At 73.7% G+C, this 14,883-nt stretch carries 16 protein-coding genes; 5 read left to right on the forward strand and 11 right to left on the reverse strand.

Going from position 1 to position 14,883, the window contains the following annotated elements; translation table 11 throughout:
* Positions 1–4 precede the first annotated feature (4 nt).
* From ACIA8O_RS19630 to ACIA8O_RS19670, 9 genes are all read right to left on the reverse strand, one after another.
* Positions 5–1,186: an acyl-CoA dehydrogenase family protein gene (locus ACIA8O_RS19630; RefSeq protein ID WP_396295163.1), complete on the reverse strand. Its 1,182-nt coding sequence runs from the start codon at positions 1,184–1,186 to the stop codon at positions 5–7.
* 2 nt (positions 1,187–1,188) lie between these two features.
* Positions 1,189–2,406: an acyl-CoA dehydrogenase family protein gene (locus ACIA8O_RS19635; RefSeq protein ID WP_396295164.1), complete on the reverse strand. Its 1,218-nt coding sequence runs from the start codon at positions 2,404–2,406 to the stop codon at positions 1,189–1,191.
* A 2-nt stretch (positions 2,407–2,408) separates the two neighbouring features.
* A complete protein-coding gene (locus ACIA8O_RS19640; RefSeq protein WP_396295165.1) occupies positions 2,409–3,437 on the reverse strand; it encodes a phosphotransferase family protein in 1,029 nt (342 codons plus the stop codon).
* Positions 3,438–3,528: 91 nt separating this feature from the next.
* Entirely contained in the window at positions 3,529–3,915 is a 387-nt protein-coding gene (locus tag ACIA8O_RS19645; RefSeq protein ID WP_396295166.1) for a DoxX family protein, read from the reverse strand.
* A gap of 164 nt (positions 3,916–4,079) precedes the next feature.
* Positions 4,080–5,537 carry a catalase gene (locus tag ACIA8O_RS19650; RefSeq protein ID WP_396295167.1) on the reverse strand — a complete coding sequence of 486 codons (1,458 nt, stop codon included), beginning with the start codon at positions 5,535–5,537 and terminating at the stop codon, positions 4,080–4,082.
* 105 nt (positions 5,538–5,642) lie between these two features.
* Positions 5,643–5,870, reverse strand: a complete 228-nt coding sequence (locus ACIA8O_RS19655; protein WP_396295168.1) for a hypothetical protein — start codon at positions 5,868–5,870, stop codon at positions 5,643–5,645.
* Positions 5,871–5,888: 18 nt separating this feature from the next.
* Positions 5,889–6,413, reverse strand: a complete 525-nt coding sequence (locus tag ACIA8O_RS19660) for a DoxX family protein (RefSeq protein ID WP_396295169.1) — start codon at positions 6,411–6,413, stop codon at positions 5,889–5,891.
* Positions 6,414–6,539: 126 nt separating this feature from the next.
* Positions 6,540–7,505, reverse strand: a complete 966-nt coding sequence (ligD, locus tag ACIA8O_RS19665; protein WP_396295170.1) for a non-homologous end-joining DNA ligase — start codon at positions 7,503–7,505, stop codon at positions 6,540–6,542.
* 52 nt (positions 7,506–7,557) lie between these two features.
* Complete coding sequence (locus tag ACIA8O_RS19670) at positions 7,558–8,280, reverse strand: SDR family oxidoreductase (RefSeq protein WP_396295171.1); 723 nt, start codon at positions 8,278–8,280, stop codon at positions 7,558–7,560.
* Positions 8,281–8,383: 103 nt separating this feature from the next.
* Between ACIA8O_RS19670 and ACIA8O_RS19675 the strand changes: the two genes are divergently transcribed.
* A complete protein-coding gene (locus ACIA8O_RS19675; protein ID WP_396295172.1) occupies positions 8,384–9,319 on the forward strand; it encodes a LysR substrate-binding domain-containing protein in 936 nt (311 codons plus the stop codon).
* Between the two features lie 10 nt (positions 9,320–9,329).
* Positions 9,330–10,289 carry a Ku protein gene (locus ACIA8O_RS19680; RefSeq protein ID WP_396295173.1) on the forward strand — a complete coding sequence of 320 codons (960 nt, stop codon included), beginning with the start codon at positions 9,330–9,332 and terminating at the stop codon, positions 10,287–10,289.
* 30 nt (positions 10,290–10,319) lie between these two features.
* Here the strand turns inward: ACIA8O_RS19680 and ACIA8O_RS19685 are convergent, their stop codons facing one another.
* Both ACIA8O_RS19685 and ACIA8O_RS19690 read right to left on the reverse strand, forming a co-directional pair.
* Positions 10,320–11,714: an aldehyde dehydrogenase family protein gene (locus ACIA8O_RS19685; RefSeq protein WP_396295174.1), complete on the reverse strand. Its 1,395-nt coding sequence runs from the start codon at positions 11,712–11,714 to the stop codon at positions 10,320–10,322.
* A 133-nt stretch (positions 11,715–11,847) separates the two neighbouring features.
* Positions 11,848–12,159, reverse strand: coding sequence for a DUF6158 family protein (locus tag ACIA8O_RS19690; RefSeq protein WP_396295175.1), 312 nt, complete (start codon positions 12,157–12,159; stop codon positions 11,848–11,850).
* A 139-nt stretch (positions 12,160–12,298) separates the two neighbouring features.
* Here ACIA8O_RS19690 and ACIA8O_RS19695 point away from each other — a divergent pair, with 139 nt between their 5' ends.
* Genes ACIA8O_RS19695 through ACIA8O_RS19705 form a run of 3 tightly spaced genes read left to right on the forward strand, consistent with a single transcriptional unit; the run spans position 12,299 to position 14,860 of the window.
* Positions 12,299–13,315, forward strand: a complete 1,017-nt coding sequence (locus tag ACIA8O_RS19695; RefSeq protein ID WP_396295176.1) for a PHP domain-containing protein — start codon at positions 12,299–12,301, stop codon at positions 13,313–13,315.
* Entirely contained in the window at positions 13,308–14,201 is an 894-nt protein-coding gene (gene ligD / locus ACIA8O_RS19700) for a non-homologous end-joining DNA ligase (protein WP_396295177.1), read from the forward strand. Before ACIA8O_RS19695 ends, ligD (ACIA8O_RS19700) begins: the two co-directional genes overlap by 8 nt.
* 11 nt (positions 14,202–14,212) lie before the next feature.
* On the forward strand, positions 14,213–14,860 hold the full coding sequence (locus ACIA8O_RS19705) for a ferredoxin (RefSeq protein ID WP_396295178.1): 648 nt from the start codon (positions 14,213–14,215) through the stop codon (positions 14,858–14,860).
* The last annotated feature ends 23 nt before the right edge of the window (positions 14,861–14,883 follow it).

A 14,883-nucleotide genomic window follows, 5' to 3' on the forward strand; every position in this document is an offset into this window, starting at 1 on the left:
GCGCTCACCGGCGCAGCTCCTTCCACGGCAGGTCCTTGTCGGTGCGCGGCTCGGCGGGCAGGCCGAGCACCCGCTCGGCGATCACGTTGCGCAGGATCTCGGAGGAGCCGCCCTCGATCGAGTTCCCCTTGGCGCGCAGGTAGCGGTACCCGGCGTCGCGCCCGGTGAAGTCGACCACTTCCGGGCGGGTCATCGCCCAGTCCTGGTAGACGAGCCCGTCCTCACCGAGCAACTCCAGCTCCAGACCGCTGAGTTCCTGGGCCAGCCGGGCGAAGGCCAGCTTCATCGCCGCCCCCTCCGGCCCGGGCTGCCCGACCGCCAGTTGCTGGCGCAGCCGCTCGCCGGTCAGCCGCAGCACCTCGGCGTCCACCCAGCCCTTCAGTAGCCGCTGGTGCAGTTCGTGGGTGCGCAGTTCGGGCCGCTCGCGCCAGACGTCGGCCAGCACGCCGATCATCCCGCCCTCGCGCGGGGTGGCCTGGCCGCCGATCGCCACCCGCTCGTTGTTGAGGGTGGTCTGGGCGATCCGCCAGCCCTCGCCGACGGCGCCGATCCGGTGCGCGTCGGGGATCCGCACGCCGGTCAGGAAGACCTCGTTGAACTCGGCCTCCCCGGTGATCTGGCGCAGCGGCCGGACCTCCACCCCGGGGTCGGTCATGTCGCAGACGAAGTAGCTGATCCCCTGATGCTTGGGCAGGTCCGGATCGGTGCGGGCGAGCAGGATGGCCCAGCGCGCGGCGTGCGCGATCGAGGTCCACACCTTCTGGCCGTCCACCACCCAGTGGTCGCCGTCGCGGACCGCCCGGGTGGCGAGCGCGGCCAGGTCGGAGCCGGCGCCGGGCTCGCTGAACAGCTGGCACCAGACCTCCTCGCCGGTCCAGAGCGGACGCAGGAAGCGCTGCCGCTGCTCCTCGGTGCCGTGCCGCAGGATGGTCGGGGCGGCCATCCCGAGGCCGATCCCGATCCGGCGGGGGTCGTTGTCGGGGGCGCCGGCCGCCGCCAACTCCTCGTCCACGGCGGCCTGTTCGGAGCGTGCCGCGCCCAGCCCACCGAGGCCGGGCGGGAAGTGCACCCAGGCGAGGCCGGCGTCGAACCGGGCCCGCAGGAAGTCGAGCCGGTCGGTGGTGGCCGGGTCGTGGCCGGACAGGAACTCCCTGGTCCGTGCCCGCAGTCGTGTGGTCGGCTCCATGGTCAGCCCTCCTGGTGGCGCCGCAGCTCCCGGCGGGCCAGCGACCGCCGGTGCACCTCGTCCGGACCGTCGGCCAGCCGCAAGGTCCGGTTCCCCGCCCAGAGTTGGGCCAGCGGGGTGTCCTGGCTCACCCCGGCCGCGCCGTGCGCCTGGACGGCCTTGTCGAGCACCCACTCCGTCATGGCCGGGACGGCGATCTTGATGGCCTGGATCTCGGTGTGCGCGCCCCGGTTCCCGACGGTGTCCATCAGCCAGGCCGTCTTGAGCACCAGCAGCCTGGCCTGCTCGATCCGTACCCGCGACTCGGCGATCCACTCCTGCACCACCCCCTGGGCGGCCAGCGGCTTGCCGAAGGCGACCCGTTCGGTCACCCGGCGGCACATCAACTCCAGCGCCCGCTCGGCGATCCCGATCGCCCGCATGCAGTGGTGGATCCGGCCGGGGCCCAGCCGGGCCTGGGCGATGGCGAAGCCCGCGCCCTCCTCGCCGATCAGGTTGGCGGCCGGGACGCGGACGTCCTCGAACAGGATCTCGGCGTGCCCGCCGTGGTCCTCGTCCTTGTAGCCGAAGACCGTCATGCCCCGGCGGACCGTCACCCCGGGAGTGTCCCGGGGCACCAGGATCATGCTCTGCTGGCGGTGCGGATCGGCCGCCGGATCGGTCTTGCCCATCACGATGAAGACCTTGCAGTCCGGGTTCATCGCCCCGGTGATGTACCACTTGCGGCCGTTGACCACGTACTCGTCGCCGCGGCGCTCGATGCTCGTGGTGATGTTGGTGGCGTCCGAGGAGGCCACCTCCGGCTCGGTCATCGCGAAGGCCGAGCGGATCTCCGCGTTCAGCAGCGGCTCCAGCCACTGCTTGCGCTGGGCCTCGTCGCCGAACTGGGCGAGCAGCTCCATGTTCCCGGTGTCCGGCGCGGCGCAGTTGAGCGCGGCGGGGGCCAGCAGGATCGAACGGCCCGTCAACTCGGCCAGCGGCGCGTACTGGAGGTTGGTCAGCCCGGCGCCGTGCTCCCCGGGAAGGAAGAGGTTCCACAGGCCGCGGGCCCGGGCCTCGGCCTGGAGCTCGCGGATCACCGGCGGGATCGTCCACTCGGGCCGTGCCGGGTCGGCGAGTTGGGCGGCCAGCACCGGCTCCGCCGGGTACACCGCCTCGTCCAGGAAGGCGGTCAGCCGCTCGCGCAGCCGCTCGGTCCGGTCGTCGTAGGCGAAGTCCACGGTCAGCGCTCCTTGAGTGCGGTCAGGCCGAACTGCACGAACAGCGGCACCAGTTCACCCACCCGGTCGAAGCCGGAGCCCACGGTGCGGCCCTGGCTGTGGCGGAAGTGGATGCCCTCCAGCACGACGGCCAGCTTGAACGAGGCGAAGCCGACGTACCAGCCGAGCGCCGAGATGTCCCGGCCCGAGCCCCCGGCGTAGCGGCCGACCAGCTCGGCGGCCGAGGGGAAGCCCGGGGCCAGTGCGGCGCCCGGCAGGATGCCGTCGTACTGGCGGGCCAGCTCGGTGTACATCACCAGCAGGCCGAGGTCGGTGAGCGGGTCGCCGAGGGTGGACATCTCCCAGTCCAGCACGGCGGTGATCCGGTCGTCCGGGCCGACCAGCACGTTGTCGAGCCGGTAGTCGCCGTGGACCAGGGCCGGCGCGGGGGAGGCGGGCAGGGTGTCCGTCAGACCGCTCCGCAGCTCGGCGATGCCCGGCACCTCACGGCTGGGGGACGCCTCCAACTGCCGCTCCCAGCGCCGGAGCTGACGCTCCAGGAAGCCCTCCGGCCGCCCGAAGTCCGCCAGCCCGACGGCCGCCGGGTCGACGGCGTGCAGCGCCGTCAGGGTGTCGGCCAGGTGCAGCCCGAGCGCGTGCACCCGCTCCTCGCCCAGGGCCGCCAGCGCGGCGGCGTCCCGGTGCGGCGTCCCGGCCACGTGCTCCATCAGGTACCAGGGCGCCCCGAGCACCTCCGGGTCCTCGACCAGCAGCAGCGTCCGCGGCACCGGTACGGCGGTCGACGCCAGCGCCGTCATCACCCGGTACTCCCGGCCCATGTCGTGGGCCGTCGCCAGCACGTGCCCGAGCGGCGGCCGCCGCAGCACCCAGGTCGAACCGCCGTCCCCCACCCGGTAGGTGAGGTTCGACCGCCCGCCCTCGATCAGCTCCGCCCGCAGCGGGCCGTGCACCAGTCCGGGGCGCTCCGCGTCGAGGTGGGCCCGCAGCCGGGCGAGGTCCAGGCCGGGCGGATCGGGGAAGTCATCGCTCATGGGGCAGTCCTCACGGGTGGGTGACTAAGCGCTTGCTTAGCATTGCCCCGAGTCCTGCCCCTGTCAACGTCCCGCACGGGGGTGCGGGCCGTCAGACGGTGAAGGCCTCGGGGCCGAAGCGCCCCCAGGCCACGAAGGCGGCCAGCAGGAGGTAGCCGAGGTCCACGGCCACCAGCTTCATCTCGCCGCGCCGGAACCGGACCACGGCCGCCCCGGCCATCAGCAGCACCAGCCCGAGTGCGGCCAGCGGCGCCAGGACGGGCGCGACGCCCACGGCGGCCGGCAGCACCAACCCCAGCCCGGCCAGTACCTCCAGCGCCCCGATCGCCTTCACCCCGCCCGCGCTGAAGTCGCCGACCCACTGCGAGGCGGGCCCGAAGGCCGCGATCCGCGCCTTCGACAGGACCAGCTTGAGGCCGCCGCCCGCGAGGTAGGCGACCGCGAGGAAGCCGGCGACGATCCACAGGGCGACGTTCATGAGGTGCTCCTCCGGGGACTGCCGGCGCCGATCGCCGGTCACCCCTGGGACGAGAGGGGCACGCCTCCTGTGACACCGCGCGGTGTGACCCCCGTCACGCGGCGGGCAGTGCGACGGCCGCCCCGGGGACCTTCCCGGGGCGGCCGTGTGCGGGGGTGCGGCGGCTATCCGCCGTTGACCTTGGTGGCGATGCGGTCGCCGAGGTCCTTGTCGATGCTGCGCCAGTAGTCGAGGGCGCGGGCCAGGACGGGGGCGGAGACGCCGTTCAGGAGGTGGCCGCTGACGTTGGAGACCAGGCGGTCGCGGGCGGCGTCGTCCAGGACGTGGCGGACCATCGTGCCGGCCTGGCCCCAGTCGTCGTCCTCGCGGTGCAGGGGGTAGGCCTCGCGGACCATCTTGCCGGCCACGTCCCAGCCGAGCGGGGAGCCCCAGAGCTCGGGCTGGGCGGCGGGGCCGCCGTAGGAGTTCGGGGCGTAGGGGCGGGCGGCCCGGGAGGCGTCGAAGCGCATCGGCCCGTCCTTGGCGTAGGAGTGCACCGGGACGTGCGGCCGGTTGGGCGGCAGCTGGGCGTAGTTGGGGCCGATCCGGTACCGGTGGGTGTCGGGGTAGGAGAAGATCCGGCCGAGCAGCATCTTGTCCGGCGAGACGCCGATGCCGGGCACCAGGTTGGAGGGCTCGAAGGCGGCCTGCTCGATGTGCACGTGGTAGTCGTCGGGGTTCCGGTTGAGCGTCATCCGGCCGACCTCGATCAGCGGGTAGTCGCCGTGCGGCCAGACCTTGGTGAGGTCGAAGGGGTTGAACCGGTAGCTCCAGGCGTCCTCGAAGGGCATCACCTGGACGTGCAGCGTCCAGCTCGGGGCGTTGCCGCCCGCGATGCTGTCGAAGAGGTCGCGGAGGTGGGCGTCCGGGTCCTGGCCGGCCAGCCGGTCGGCGTCCTCCTGGGTGAGGAACTCGATGCCCTGGTCGGTCTTGAAGTGGTACTTCACCCAGAAGCGCTCGCCGTCCGCGTTGACCCACTGGTAGGTGTGCGAGCCGTAGCCGTTCATGTGGCGCCAGCTCTTCGGGATGCCGCGGTCGCCCATCAGCCAGGTGACCTGGTGGGCGCTCTCGGGGTTGAGCGTCCAGAAGTCCCACTGCATGTCGTTGTCGCGCAGGTGGTTGTCGGGGCGGCGCTTCTGCGAGCGGATGAAGTCCTGGAACTTGATCGGGTCCCGGACGAAGAAGACCGGGGTGTTGTTGCCGACCAGGTCGTAGTTGCCCTGCTCCGTGTAGAACTTCACCGCGAAGCCGCGCGGGTCGCGCCAGGTGTCCGGGGTGCCGAGCTCGCCGGCCACGGTGGAGAAGCGGACCAGCAGGTCGCACCGCTTGCCCGGCTGGAACAGGTCGGCCTTGGTGAACCGGCTGACGTCGTTGGTGACTTCGAAGACTCCGTAGGCCCCGCCGCCCTTGGCGTGCACCACCCGCTCGGGCACCCGTTCCCGGTTGAACTGGGCCATCTTCTCGATCAGGTAGTGGTCGTGCAGCAGGATCGGGCCCACCGGCCCGGCGGTCAGCGAATCCGAGTCGCTCTCGACCGGGACACCGGCGTTGTTGGTGGTGTACGGGACGTGTGCTTCGGACATGGGGTAGGGCCTCCTAGCGGTACGCGCGTACCTCTCGGCCGGCGGTCGGCCCGCGACGGCCGATACCCACTCGAACACCGACCGCGCCGTCCCACAACCGCAGCGCTACTCCGCGGGGGCCCACACCGCGCGTCCGCCGCCGAGCCACTCGACCAGCTCGGGGTCGTCCAGGTCCGGGTCCTCGACCCCGGCCTGGCGGAGGTACTCCGCCACGTCGGCCTCGCCGGTGGCCTTGCCCACCAGGCGCCCGTAGATCTCCACCCGCCGGTAGGGGCGGGCCCCCTTGGTGGGGGCCCGCACCACCACCGGCGGGTGGAAGATGTCACGGCTCATGGTTCCAGTGTCGCGCGGTCAGTCACGGACCAGCAGGACGACGCCGGCCGTGATCACGGCCAGGGCCAGTGCGGCGAGGCCGTACACCAGCCGGTGGCGGTTCAGGACGGGCACGAAGGAGTCCGCCGAGTAGCGGCCGGGGCCGGTCAGGGTGAGGGCGGTGAAGGCGGCGAGCAGCATGATCACGTACTCGGGGCCGTCGGGGGAGAAGAAGGAGCCCGTCCAGGTGACGGCCAGCGCGTTGAGCATGGTGCCGACCACGGCGGCGCCGGCCAGCGGGGTGAGCAGGCCGACGGCGATGCCGAGGCCGCCGAGGGTCTCGGTGAGTGCGGCCACCACGGCCATCGCGTCGGGTGCGGGGTAGCCGACGGAGGCGAAGAACTGGGAGGTGGCGTCGAGGCCGCTGCCGCCGAACCAGCCGAACAGCTTCTGCAGGCCGTGCCCGGCCATGGTCAGGCCGAGGCCGAGGCGCAGCACCAGCAGGCCGAGGTCGTAGGCGGGCAGGGTGGCGGTGCCGGGGGGCGTGGGGGAGGTGGTCGTCATGAGCAGCAGGTCTCCGGTCTCGGGCGGCCTGGACAAGGGGAAGCGCGGTTCGAATTTGAACCACTTGGGTGACCGTACCTGACATTTCCAATTTGAACAACGAGCACGAACTTGCCTGATGAACTGTCAAGTCCCTTGGTCCTCGCGGAAGGACTCACGGAAGACCTCCCGCGCCTCCTTGTCCTCCCGCAGCCCGAGGAAGCGCGGATGCCGCAGCCTTCCCTCCTCGGTCCAGCCGGTGAAGGCGCACTGGGCGACCAGTACCGGCTCCACCCAGTGCGGCGCCCGCTCCGGCACCGGGCCGTCGAACGGCGAGCCCGGCCGGGCCAGCGCGTCCAGCCGGGCCCGCAGTGCGTGCAGCACGGCGGTGGAGAAGCCGGTGCCGACCTTGCCCGCGTACCGCAGCCGTCCGTCCGCCAGGTGGGTGCCGAGCAGCAGGGCGCCGAAGCCCGCCCGGGAGCCCGCCGGGTCGGTGAAGCCGCCGACCACCAGCTCCTGGGCTGCGGTGCACTTGAGCTTCAGCCAGTCCGAGGAGCGGCGCTGCTGGTAGGCGCCGTCCGCGCGCTTGACGATCAGGCCCTCCCAGCCCCGTGCGCAGGCCTCGGCCAGCGGTGCGGGGCCGTCCGCCTCCCGGTGCTCGGTGTAGCGCAGTGGGCCGCCGTAGCGCAGGGCCCGGGCGAGCACCCGCTTGCGCTCGGCGAGCGGGAGGCGGGTGGTGTCGTACTCCTCCAGCCGGAGCAGGTCGAAGAGGAAGTAGGTGACCGCCACGCCGGTGGCCAGGGCCCGGCGCGGATCGTGCAGCTGCATGCGCCGCTGGAGCCGTTCGAAGCTGGTCGCGCCGTGCTCGTCCAGGGCGACGATCTCGCCGTCCAGGACGAAGCGCCGCACCGGCTGGGCGGCCAGTGCCTCGGCCAACTCCGGGAATCCGGGCGCCAGTTGCTTTCCGGTGCGGGACTCCAGGCGGACGGTCGGGCCGTCCCGGTAGGCCAGTGCCCGGATGCCGTCGAGCTTGCGCTCCAGCAGCCAGCCCGGGCCGAACTCCCGGCGCTCGCTGGGGGTGGCCAGCATCGGCGAGAAGCGGAGCGGTGTCATCCCTCCAGGGTGGCACCGGGGCCCGGCCCGGGCCGGGCCCCGCGGGGGCGGCTCAGGCCAGGCGGCCGCCGCCGTCGACGTGCAGGACGGTGCCGGTGACGTACGGGTTCCCGATCGCGTACAGCACCGCCCGGACCAGGTCGGCGGGGGCACCGACCCGGCGGGCCGGGTTCTTCGCGGCGACGCCGGCCAGGAAGGCGTCCTTGCGCTCGGCCAGGCCGTCCCAGGCGCCGGAGTCGACGATGCCGGGGGAGACCGCGTTGACCCGGACGGGGGCCAGCTCGACCGCGAGGGCCTCGACCAGGAAGGCCAGGGCGCCGTTGGTGGTGGCCATCACCACCCGCTCCGGGGCGGGGCGCCAGGCGGCCACGCCGGAGAAGAAGGTGAACGAGCCGCCCGGCCCGGCCTGCCCGGCCAGGTGCTTGGCGAGCAGCAGCGGACCGAACACCTTGGCCGCGAACGCCCGTTGCACATCGGCCAGTTGCAGGTCCTTCACCGGCCCGTTGGCCGGCATGGCGGCGGTCGACACCAGGTGGTCGAAGCGGCCGGTCCGCTCGGCCAGTGCGGCGATCGAGGCCTCGTCGGCCAGGTCGACCGGCTGGACCAGGGCCGGGCCGGGCAGCTCCGCGGCGGTGGCGGCCAGCCGGGCCTCGTCCGGCCCGGCCAGCACCAGTTCGGCCCCGGCCGCCGAGGCCGTCCGGGCCAGCTCGCGGCCGATGCCCGAGCCCGCGCCGACCACGACCAGGCGGCGTCCGTCCAGGGTGTCCTTGCTCATCGCTCTCCTCCTCAGGGGGTGGTTGATCCCTCTCCCCGAGCCTCCGCCGCCGCCTCACCCCCTGTCCAAGACATGCTTCCTTGCCCAGCCATACACTCCGTGCATGGCTACGCTCCGTCAGTACGAGTACCTGGTCACCGTGGTGGAGACCGGCTCCTTCACCCGGGCCGCCGAGCTGCTGCACGTCTCCCAGCCGGCCCTCTCGCACCAGGTGCGGGCGCTGGAGCGGGAGTGCGGCGGGCCGCTGCTGGAGCGGCTGCCGCGCTCGGTGCGGCTCACCCCGATGGGCCGCGAGGTGGAGCCGCACGCCCGGGCCGCGCTGGCCGGGGCCGAACGGGCCCGGGCCGCCGCGCGCCGCGCCGCCGGGCTGGACGGCGGGGAGCTCCAGCTCGCGGTGGTGTACTCCGTCGCGCTCGGCGTGCTCCCGCCGGTGCTCCGGGCCTGGCGGGCCCGCCACCCGCAGGTCCGGGTGCGGCTGCGCGAGTACCCGCACACCGAGGCGCTCACCGCCGCGATGGCGGACGGCGGGGCGGACCTCGCGGTGGGGCCGCGGCCCGACGGATGGGCGGGCCCGGTACGGGAGTTGGGGCAGGAGGAGTTCGTGGTGGTGCTCGCCGAGGACGACCCGGGCGGGGCGTTGGACGGGGCGCCGGGCGAGGCACCGGACGGGCGGATCGCGCTGGCCTCGCTGGCCGACCGGGAGTGGGTGCACTACGCGCCCGGCAACGGCCTGGTCGAAGTGCTGGACGCGGCCTGCGCGGCGGCCGGCTTCCGTCCGCGGGCGGGTGTGCGGACCGAGCAGACCGCCGCCGCCCCGCTGCTCGCCGCGGCCGGCCTCGGCCCGGCCCTGGTGCCCGGGAACCTGCTGCCGCCCGGCTTCGCCGCCCGTGTGCTGCACCCCGACCCGCCGGTCCGCCGGACCCTGGCCGGGTACGCCCGTCCGGAGCCGGACCGGATCACCGCCGCCTTCCTGGAGGTGCTGGCCGCCCACGCCCGGGTGGGCGAACCTGGAGGGCAGGGGGCCGGAGGCGTCGGCTGAGGAGGCCCGGATGGCCAGGGCGATGTGGTCGGGGACGTTGAGCTTCGGGCTGGTCACCGTGCCGGTGGCGCTGTACTCGGCCACCGAGGACCACAGCGTCCGGTTCCGCCAGCTCCAGCGCGGCACCTCCGACCGGGTGCGCAACCAGCGGGTCAACGAGCGCACCGGCGAGGAGGTGTCCTACGTCGACGTGGTCAAGGGCTTCGAGCTCTCCGAGGGCGAGTACGTGGTGGTGGAGCCGCAGGAGCTGGAGGAGATCTCGCCCGGGCGGTCGAGGACCATCGAGATCCTCGGCTTCGTGGAGCTGGAGGCGGTCGAGCCGATCCTCTTCGACAAGACCTACTACCTGGGCCCCAAGGGCAAGGAGTACACCAAGGTCTACGCCCTGCTGAGGGAGGCGCTGAGCCGTACCGGCAAGGCCGGGATCGCCAAGTTCGCCATGCGCGGCCGCGAGTACCTGACGGCGGTGCACGCCGAGGGCGACACCCTCACCCTGCACACCATGCACTTCGCCGACGAGGTGCGGGACCCGCACGGCGAGGTGGACAACCTGCCCGAGGCCGGTGTCGCGCTCCAGGAACGGGAGTTGGCGGCGGCCGAGCAGCTGATCGGGATGCTCGCGATGGAGTGGCGGCCCGAGGACTACCGGGACGACTACGAGGACCGGGTGCGCGAGCTGGTGGAGGCCAAGGTGGAGGGCCGCGAGGTGGTCCGGAGCGCGGAGCCCGTTGTGGCCACCAACGTGGTGGACCTGATGGAGGTGCTCAACCGCTCGATGGCGGCGGTCGGCAGGGCGCCCGCCCCGGTGGGGCCGGCGGCCGCCGAGGAGGGGCTCGCCGGACTGACGAAGGCACAGCTCTACGAACGGGCAACGGAGTTGGGCATCAAGGGGCGCTCCTCGATGAACCGGGACGAGCTCCTGAAGGCGGTCGGGAAGGCGGTGAAGCGCCACCTCAAGGCCGTCTCCTGAACAGCCGTCTCCTGGGTAGCCGTCTCCTGGTCAAGGGCGCCCCAGCCAGACGGTGGTGACGTTGCAGAACTCCCGGATGCCGTGCCCCGCCAACTCCCGTCCGTAGCCGGAGTTCTTGACCCCACCGAAGGGCAGTGCCGGGTGCGAGGCGGTCATCCCGTTGAAGAACAGCCCGCCGGCCACCAGCTCGCGCAGGCAGTACTCGCGCTCCTCCGGATCCTCGGTCCAGATGTTCGAACTCAGGCCGTACGGCGTCGCGTTGGCCAGCTCCACGGCCTCCGCGAGGTCGTTCACCCGGTAGAGGGTGGCGACCGGGCCGAAGGTCTCGGCGGTGTGGATCAGCATCTCGGGGGAGACGCCGGTGAGCACCGTCGGCGGGTAGTACCAGCCCCGCTCGGGGACGCCCGCCCGGTCGCCGCCGGTCTCGGCGGTGGCCCCGTGCCGCAGGGCGTCGGCGACCAGGGCGGAGAGGTCGTCCCGGCCCTGACGGGTCGCCAGCGGGCCGAGGTCGGTGTCGGCGTCCATCGGGTCGCCCACCCGCAGCGCGCGCATCGCCCGGGCGAAGGCGGAGGCGAAGCGCGGGTACACCTGCTCGTGCACGATGAACCGCTTGGCGGCGATGCAGGACTGGCCGTTGTTCTGGATCCGGGCCTTCACGGCCGTGGTCACGGCCGCCTCCAGGTCGGCGCTGGGCAGCACCAGGAACGGGTCGCTGCCGCCCAGCTCCAGCACGCTCTTCTTCAGCGCGTCGCCGGCCGCCGCGCCGACCGACCGCCCGGCGCCCTCACTGCCCGTCAGCGTCACCGCCGCCACCCGGGGGTCGTGGATCACCCGCTCCACCTGGTCCGAGCCGATCAGCAGCGTCTGGAAGACTCCGGGGGCGGCCCCGGCCCGGTGGAACAGGTCGGCCAGGGTGAGGGCGGTGCGCGGCACGTTGGAGGCGTGCTTGAGCAGCGCCACGTTCCCGGCCATCAGGGCGGGGGCCAGGAAGCGGACCACCTGCCAGAGCGGGAAGTTCCACGGCATCACCGCGAGCACCGCCCCGAGCGGACGGTAGCGGACGTACGCGAAGGCGGCGCCGGAGTCCGCCACGTCCTCGTCGGAGGGGCGCTCGTCGGCGATCAGGGCCGCGCCGTGGTCGGCGTACCAGCGCAGCGCCTTGGCGCACTTGGCCGCCTCGGCGCGGGCCTGGGCCAGCGGCTTGCCCATCTCGGTGGTGACGGTGACCGCGATCCGGTCGCGCTCGGCGTCCAGCAGCGCGGCGGCCCGGCGCAGCAGGTCGGCCCGCTCCTCGAAGCCGGTGGCCCGCTGGAGCACCGCGGCCTCGGCGGCCCGGCCCAGGGCCAGTTCGAGCGCGTCCCGGCCCAGCGGCTCGAAGGTCTCCAGGGTCTCGCCGGTGGCCGGGTTCACGGTCGCGATCGCCATCGCGCACCTCCAGGGGGTTCGGGCCGGTCCTCGGGCGGGGCGTCCGAGCCGGTGGCCGGGTCGGGAGCGGGGTTCCGGGCCGGTACCGGTCGGCCCGGAGCCGGGGTGGGGTCAGGCCGGGGTCAGTCCGGGCTCAGGCCGGGTGGTCGGCGATGCGTTCGGCGGCCTCGCGGGCGCGGGCGCCGCTGCGGGTGCGGCCGGGGGCCACGTGGCGGTACGGGAAGCGCCGGACGTACTCGGCCTCCAGCTGGCCGGAGCGCAGGGTGTGCCGGCTGAGGGCCTCCTCGGAGCCGTAGAGGAAGGTCTCGTGGCGGGTGCGGTGCAGCTGCTGGAGCTCGCGCAGCAGCACGCCGGTCTCCAGTTCGGCGGCCGGGACCCCGAGCGGGCGGGGTTCCTGCTGGGCGTGCGGGTGGTGCGCGTCGGGGCGGGTGTCGGGGTGCAGCATGGACGGCCTCCTCGGCATTCGGCCCCCCTGGGTACCGACTGCCCCCGTCCCACACCGAGAAACCGGGCAAGTGGGTGCAGAAGGTGCAGAAGGTGCAGAACCAGTTTCCCCGCCAGTGCCACGGGGCACCAGCAGCCACATGGATCCGGTGCGGGCACTGGAGCGGATCGCCTACCTGCTGGAGGTCGAGCAGGGCGAGGCCCACCGGGTGCGCGCCTTCCGGCAGGCCGCCGAGACGGCCCGGGAGTTCCTCGCCCGGGACCCCGATCCGGCCGCACTGGCCGCGAAGGGGACCGAACTGCCCGGCATCGGGACCACCAGCGCTCGGGTGATCGCCGAGGCGGTGGCCGGGCGGACCCCGGTCTACCTGGACGGGCTGGAGCGCCGGGTGGCGCTGCCGCGGGCGGGGGAGGGCGCGGGAGCCGAGCTGGCCGCCGCGCTGCGCGGGGACTGCCACCTGCACTCCGACTGGTCCGACGGCACCGTGCCGATCGAGCGGATGGCCCGGGCCGCGATCGAGCTCGGCCACCGGTGGGCGGTGCTCACCGACCACTCGCCGCGGCTCACCGTCGCGCACGGCCTCAGCGCCGATCGGCTGCGCCACCAGCTCGACGTGGTCGCGGAGTTGAACGGGACGCTGGCGCCGTTCCGGCTGCTCGCCGGCATCGAGTGCGACATCCTCGACGACGGCTCGCTGGACCAGGAGGACGAACTCCTCGACCGGCTCGACCTGGTGGTCGGCTCGGTTCACTCCAAGCTGCGGATGGACCCGCTGCCGATGACCCGGCGCCTGCTGGCCGCCGTCCGCAACCCCCGGCTGGACGTCCTCGGCCACTGCACCGGGCGGCTGATCGGGGACAAGCCGCGGCCGGAGTCCCGGTTCGACGCCGCGAAGGTCTTCGCCGCCTGCGCCGAGAGCCGCACCGCCGTCGAGATCAACTGCCGCCCCGAGCGCCGCGATCCGCCCTCCCGGCTGATCGCGCTCGCGGTGCAGGCGGGCTGCCTGTTCTCGATCGACACCGACGCGCACGCCCCCGGCCAGCTGGCCTGGCAGCCCTACGGCTGCGACCGGGCGGCCGCCGCCGGGATCACCGCCGAACGGGTCGTCACCACCTGGACGGAGCGTCAACTCCTCGACTGGACAGGCGATGTCTGAGCAGCCCGAGGTGGTGCACACCGAAGTCGGCGGGCGGCGGCTGCGGTTGACCCACCTGGAGAAGGTGCTCTACCCGGAGGCCGGGTGGACCAAGGCCGAGGCGGTGCACTACTACGCCTCCGTGGCACCGAGGCTGCTGCCGCACCTGGCCGGGCGGCCGGCCTCGTTCCTGCGCTTCCCCGAGGGCGTCGGCGGGCAGCGGTTCTGGGCCAAGCGGGTGCCCGGCGGGGCACCGGACTGGCTCACCACCCTGGACGTCGCGCACCGGGAGGGGACGTTCCGCCAGGTGGTGGTGGCCGACCTGCCGACGCTGGTCTGGGCGGCCAACCTCGGGGCGCTGGAGCTGCACGTCCCGCAGTGGCGGGGTGCGCCCGAGCAGCACGACCGGCTGGTGATCGACCTGGACCCCGGGCCGGGGACCACGGTGGTGGAGTGCTGCGCCGTCGCCCTGGCCGCCCGACGGCTGCTCGCCGCCGACGGGCTGACGGCCTTTCCGAAGACCTCCGGGGCCAAGGGGCTGCACCTGCTGGTGCCGCTGCACCCCGCGCCCGGACGGGCCGCCACCGACTACGCCCGGCGGCTGGCCGGACAGTTGCGCGCGGCCGCGCCCGGACTGGTGGTGGACCGGATGGAGAAGTCGCTGCGCCGCGGCCGGATCCTCGTCGACTGGTCCCAGAACACCAGCGCCAAGACCACCGTCGCCCCCTACTCCCTCCGGGCCGGCGAGCGCCCACTGGTCTCCACACCCGTCCCCTGGACCGCCGTGGAGTCCTGCCGCCACCCCGCCGACCTCGAGTTCACCCCCGAACGGGTCCTCGCCCTCCCCGCGGACCCGATGGCCGCCCTCACCACCCCCCGCCACCTGGGCCGACTGCCCGGTCCGTAGGCTCGTCGCCCATGTGGCGGAGGGTGAGCAACGCGGTGGACCGGGCCTGCGAGGCCATCGGGCGGTGGCTGGAGGTCGACCTGCTGCACCGTTCCGATCCGGTGGGGACGGTGCGTCCGGACTTCCCCGAGCACGGGCCCTGGGAGGGGGTGGCGTACTGGGACCCGATGCCGACCGCGCGGGAGCTGGCCCCCAACGGCGTCGGGAGCGCGCGCTGGGAGCAGCGGCACCCCTTCAACGTGCCCGGCCCGTTCTACACCGGTGAGACCTTCTGCGGTGTGGGATCGCAGGTCCCGGAGCACATCCTGCTCACCGACGGGGACACCGAGTTCGTCTACCGGCAGCCGGACTCCCCGGCCCGGTTGTCGGACTTCCTGGAGGCACCGGAGGGGGACGGCGCCGGCGGCTACGCGTGGGACGGGGACGAGCACTGGACGCCCGAGCTGGTCCGGGCCTGGTGGCGGGACCGGGGGCAGGTGCGGGAGTGGCTGCTCGGCGAGCTCGCCGAGCCCCGGGGGATCAGCGAGGAGTGGGAGCTCCGGCAGTTCCTGGCGGACCTGGACGGCGGGGCGCTGGAGGCGTACCTGCGCGGGTACCTGTACTGGCTGACGGAGGGTCGGGAGCCGGCCCTCGGGGTGGAGCTGCCGCCGCTGGTGTGACGGCCGGAACGCGCGTCGGTCGG

Origin of the sequence: Kitasatospora sp. NPDC051853 (assembly GCF_044452665.1) — a bacterium.
In the GTDB taxonomy this organism is placed as follows: Bacteria; Actinomycetota; Actinomycetes; order Streptomycetales; family Streptomycetaceae; genus Kitasatospora.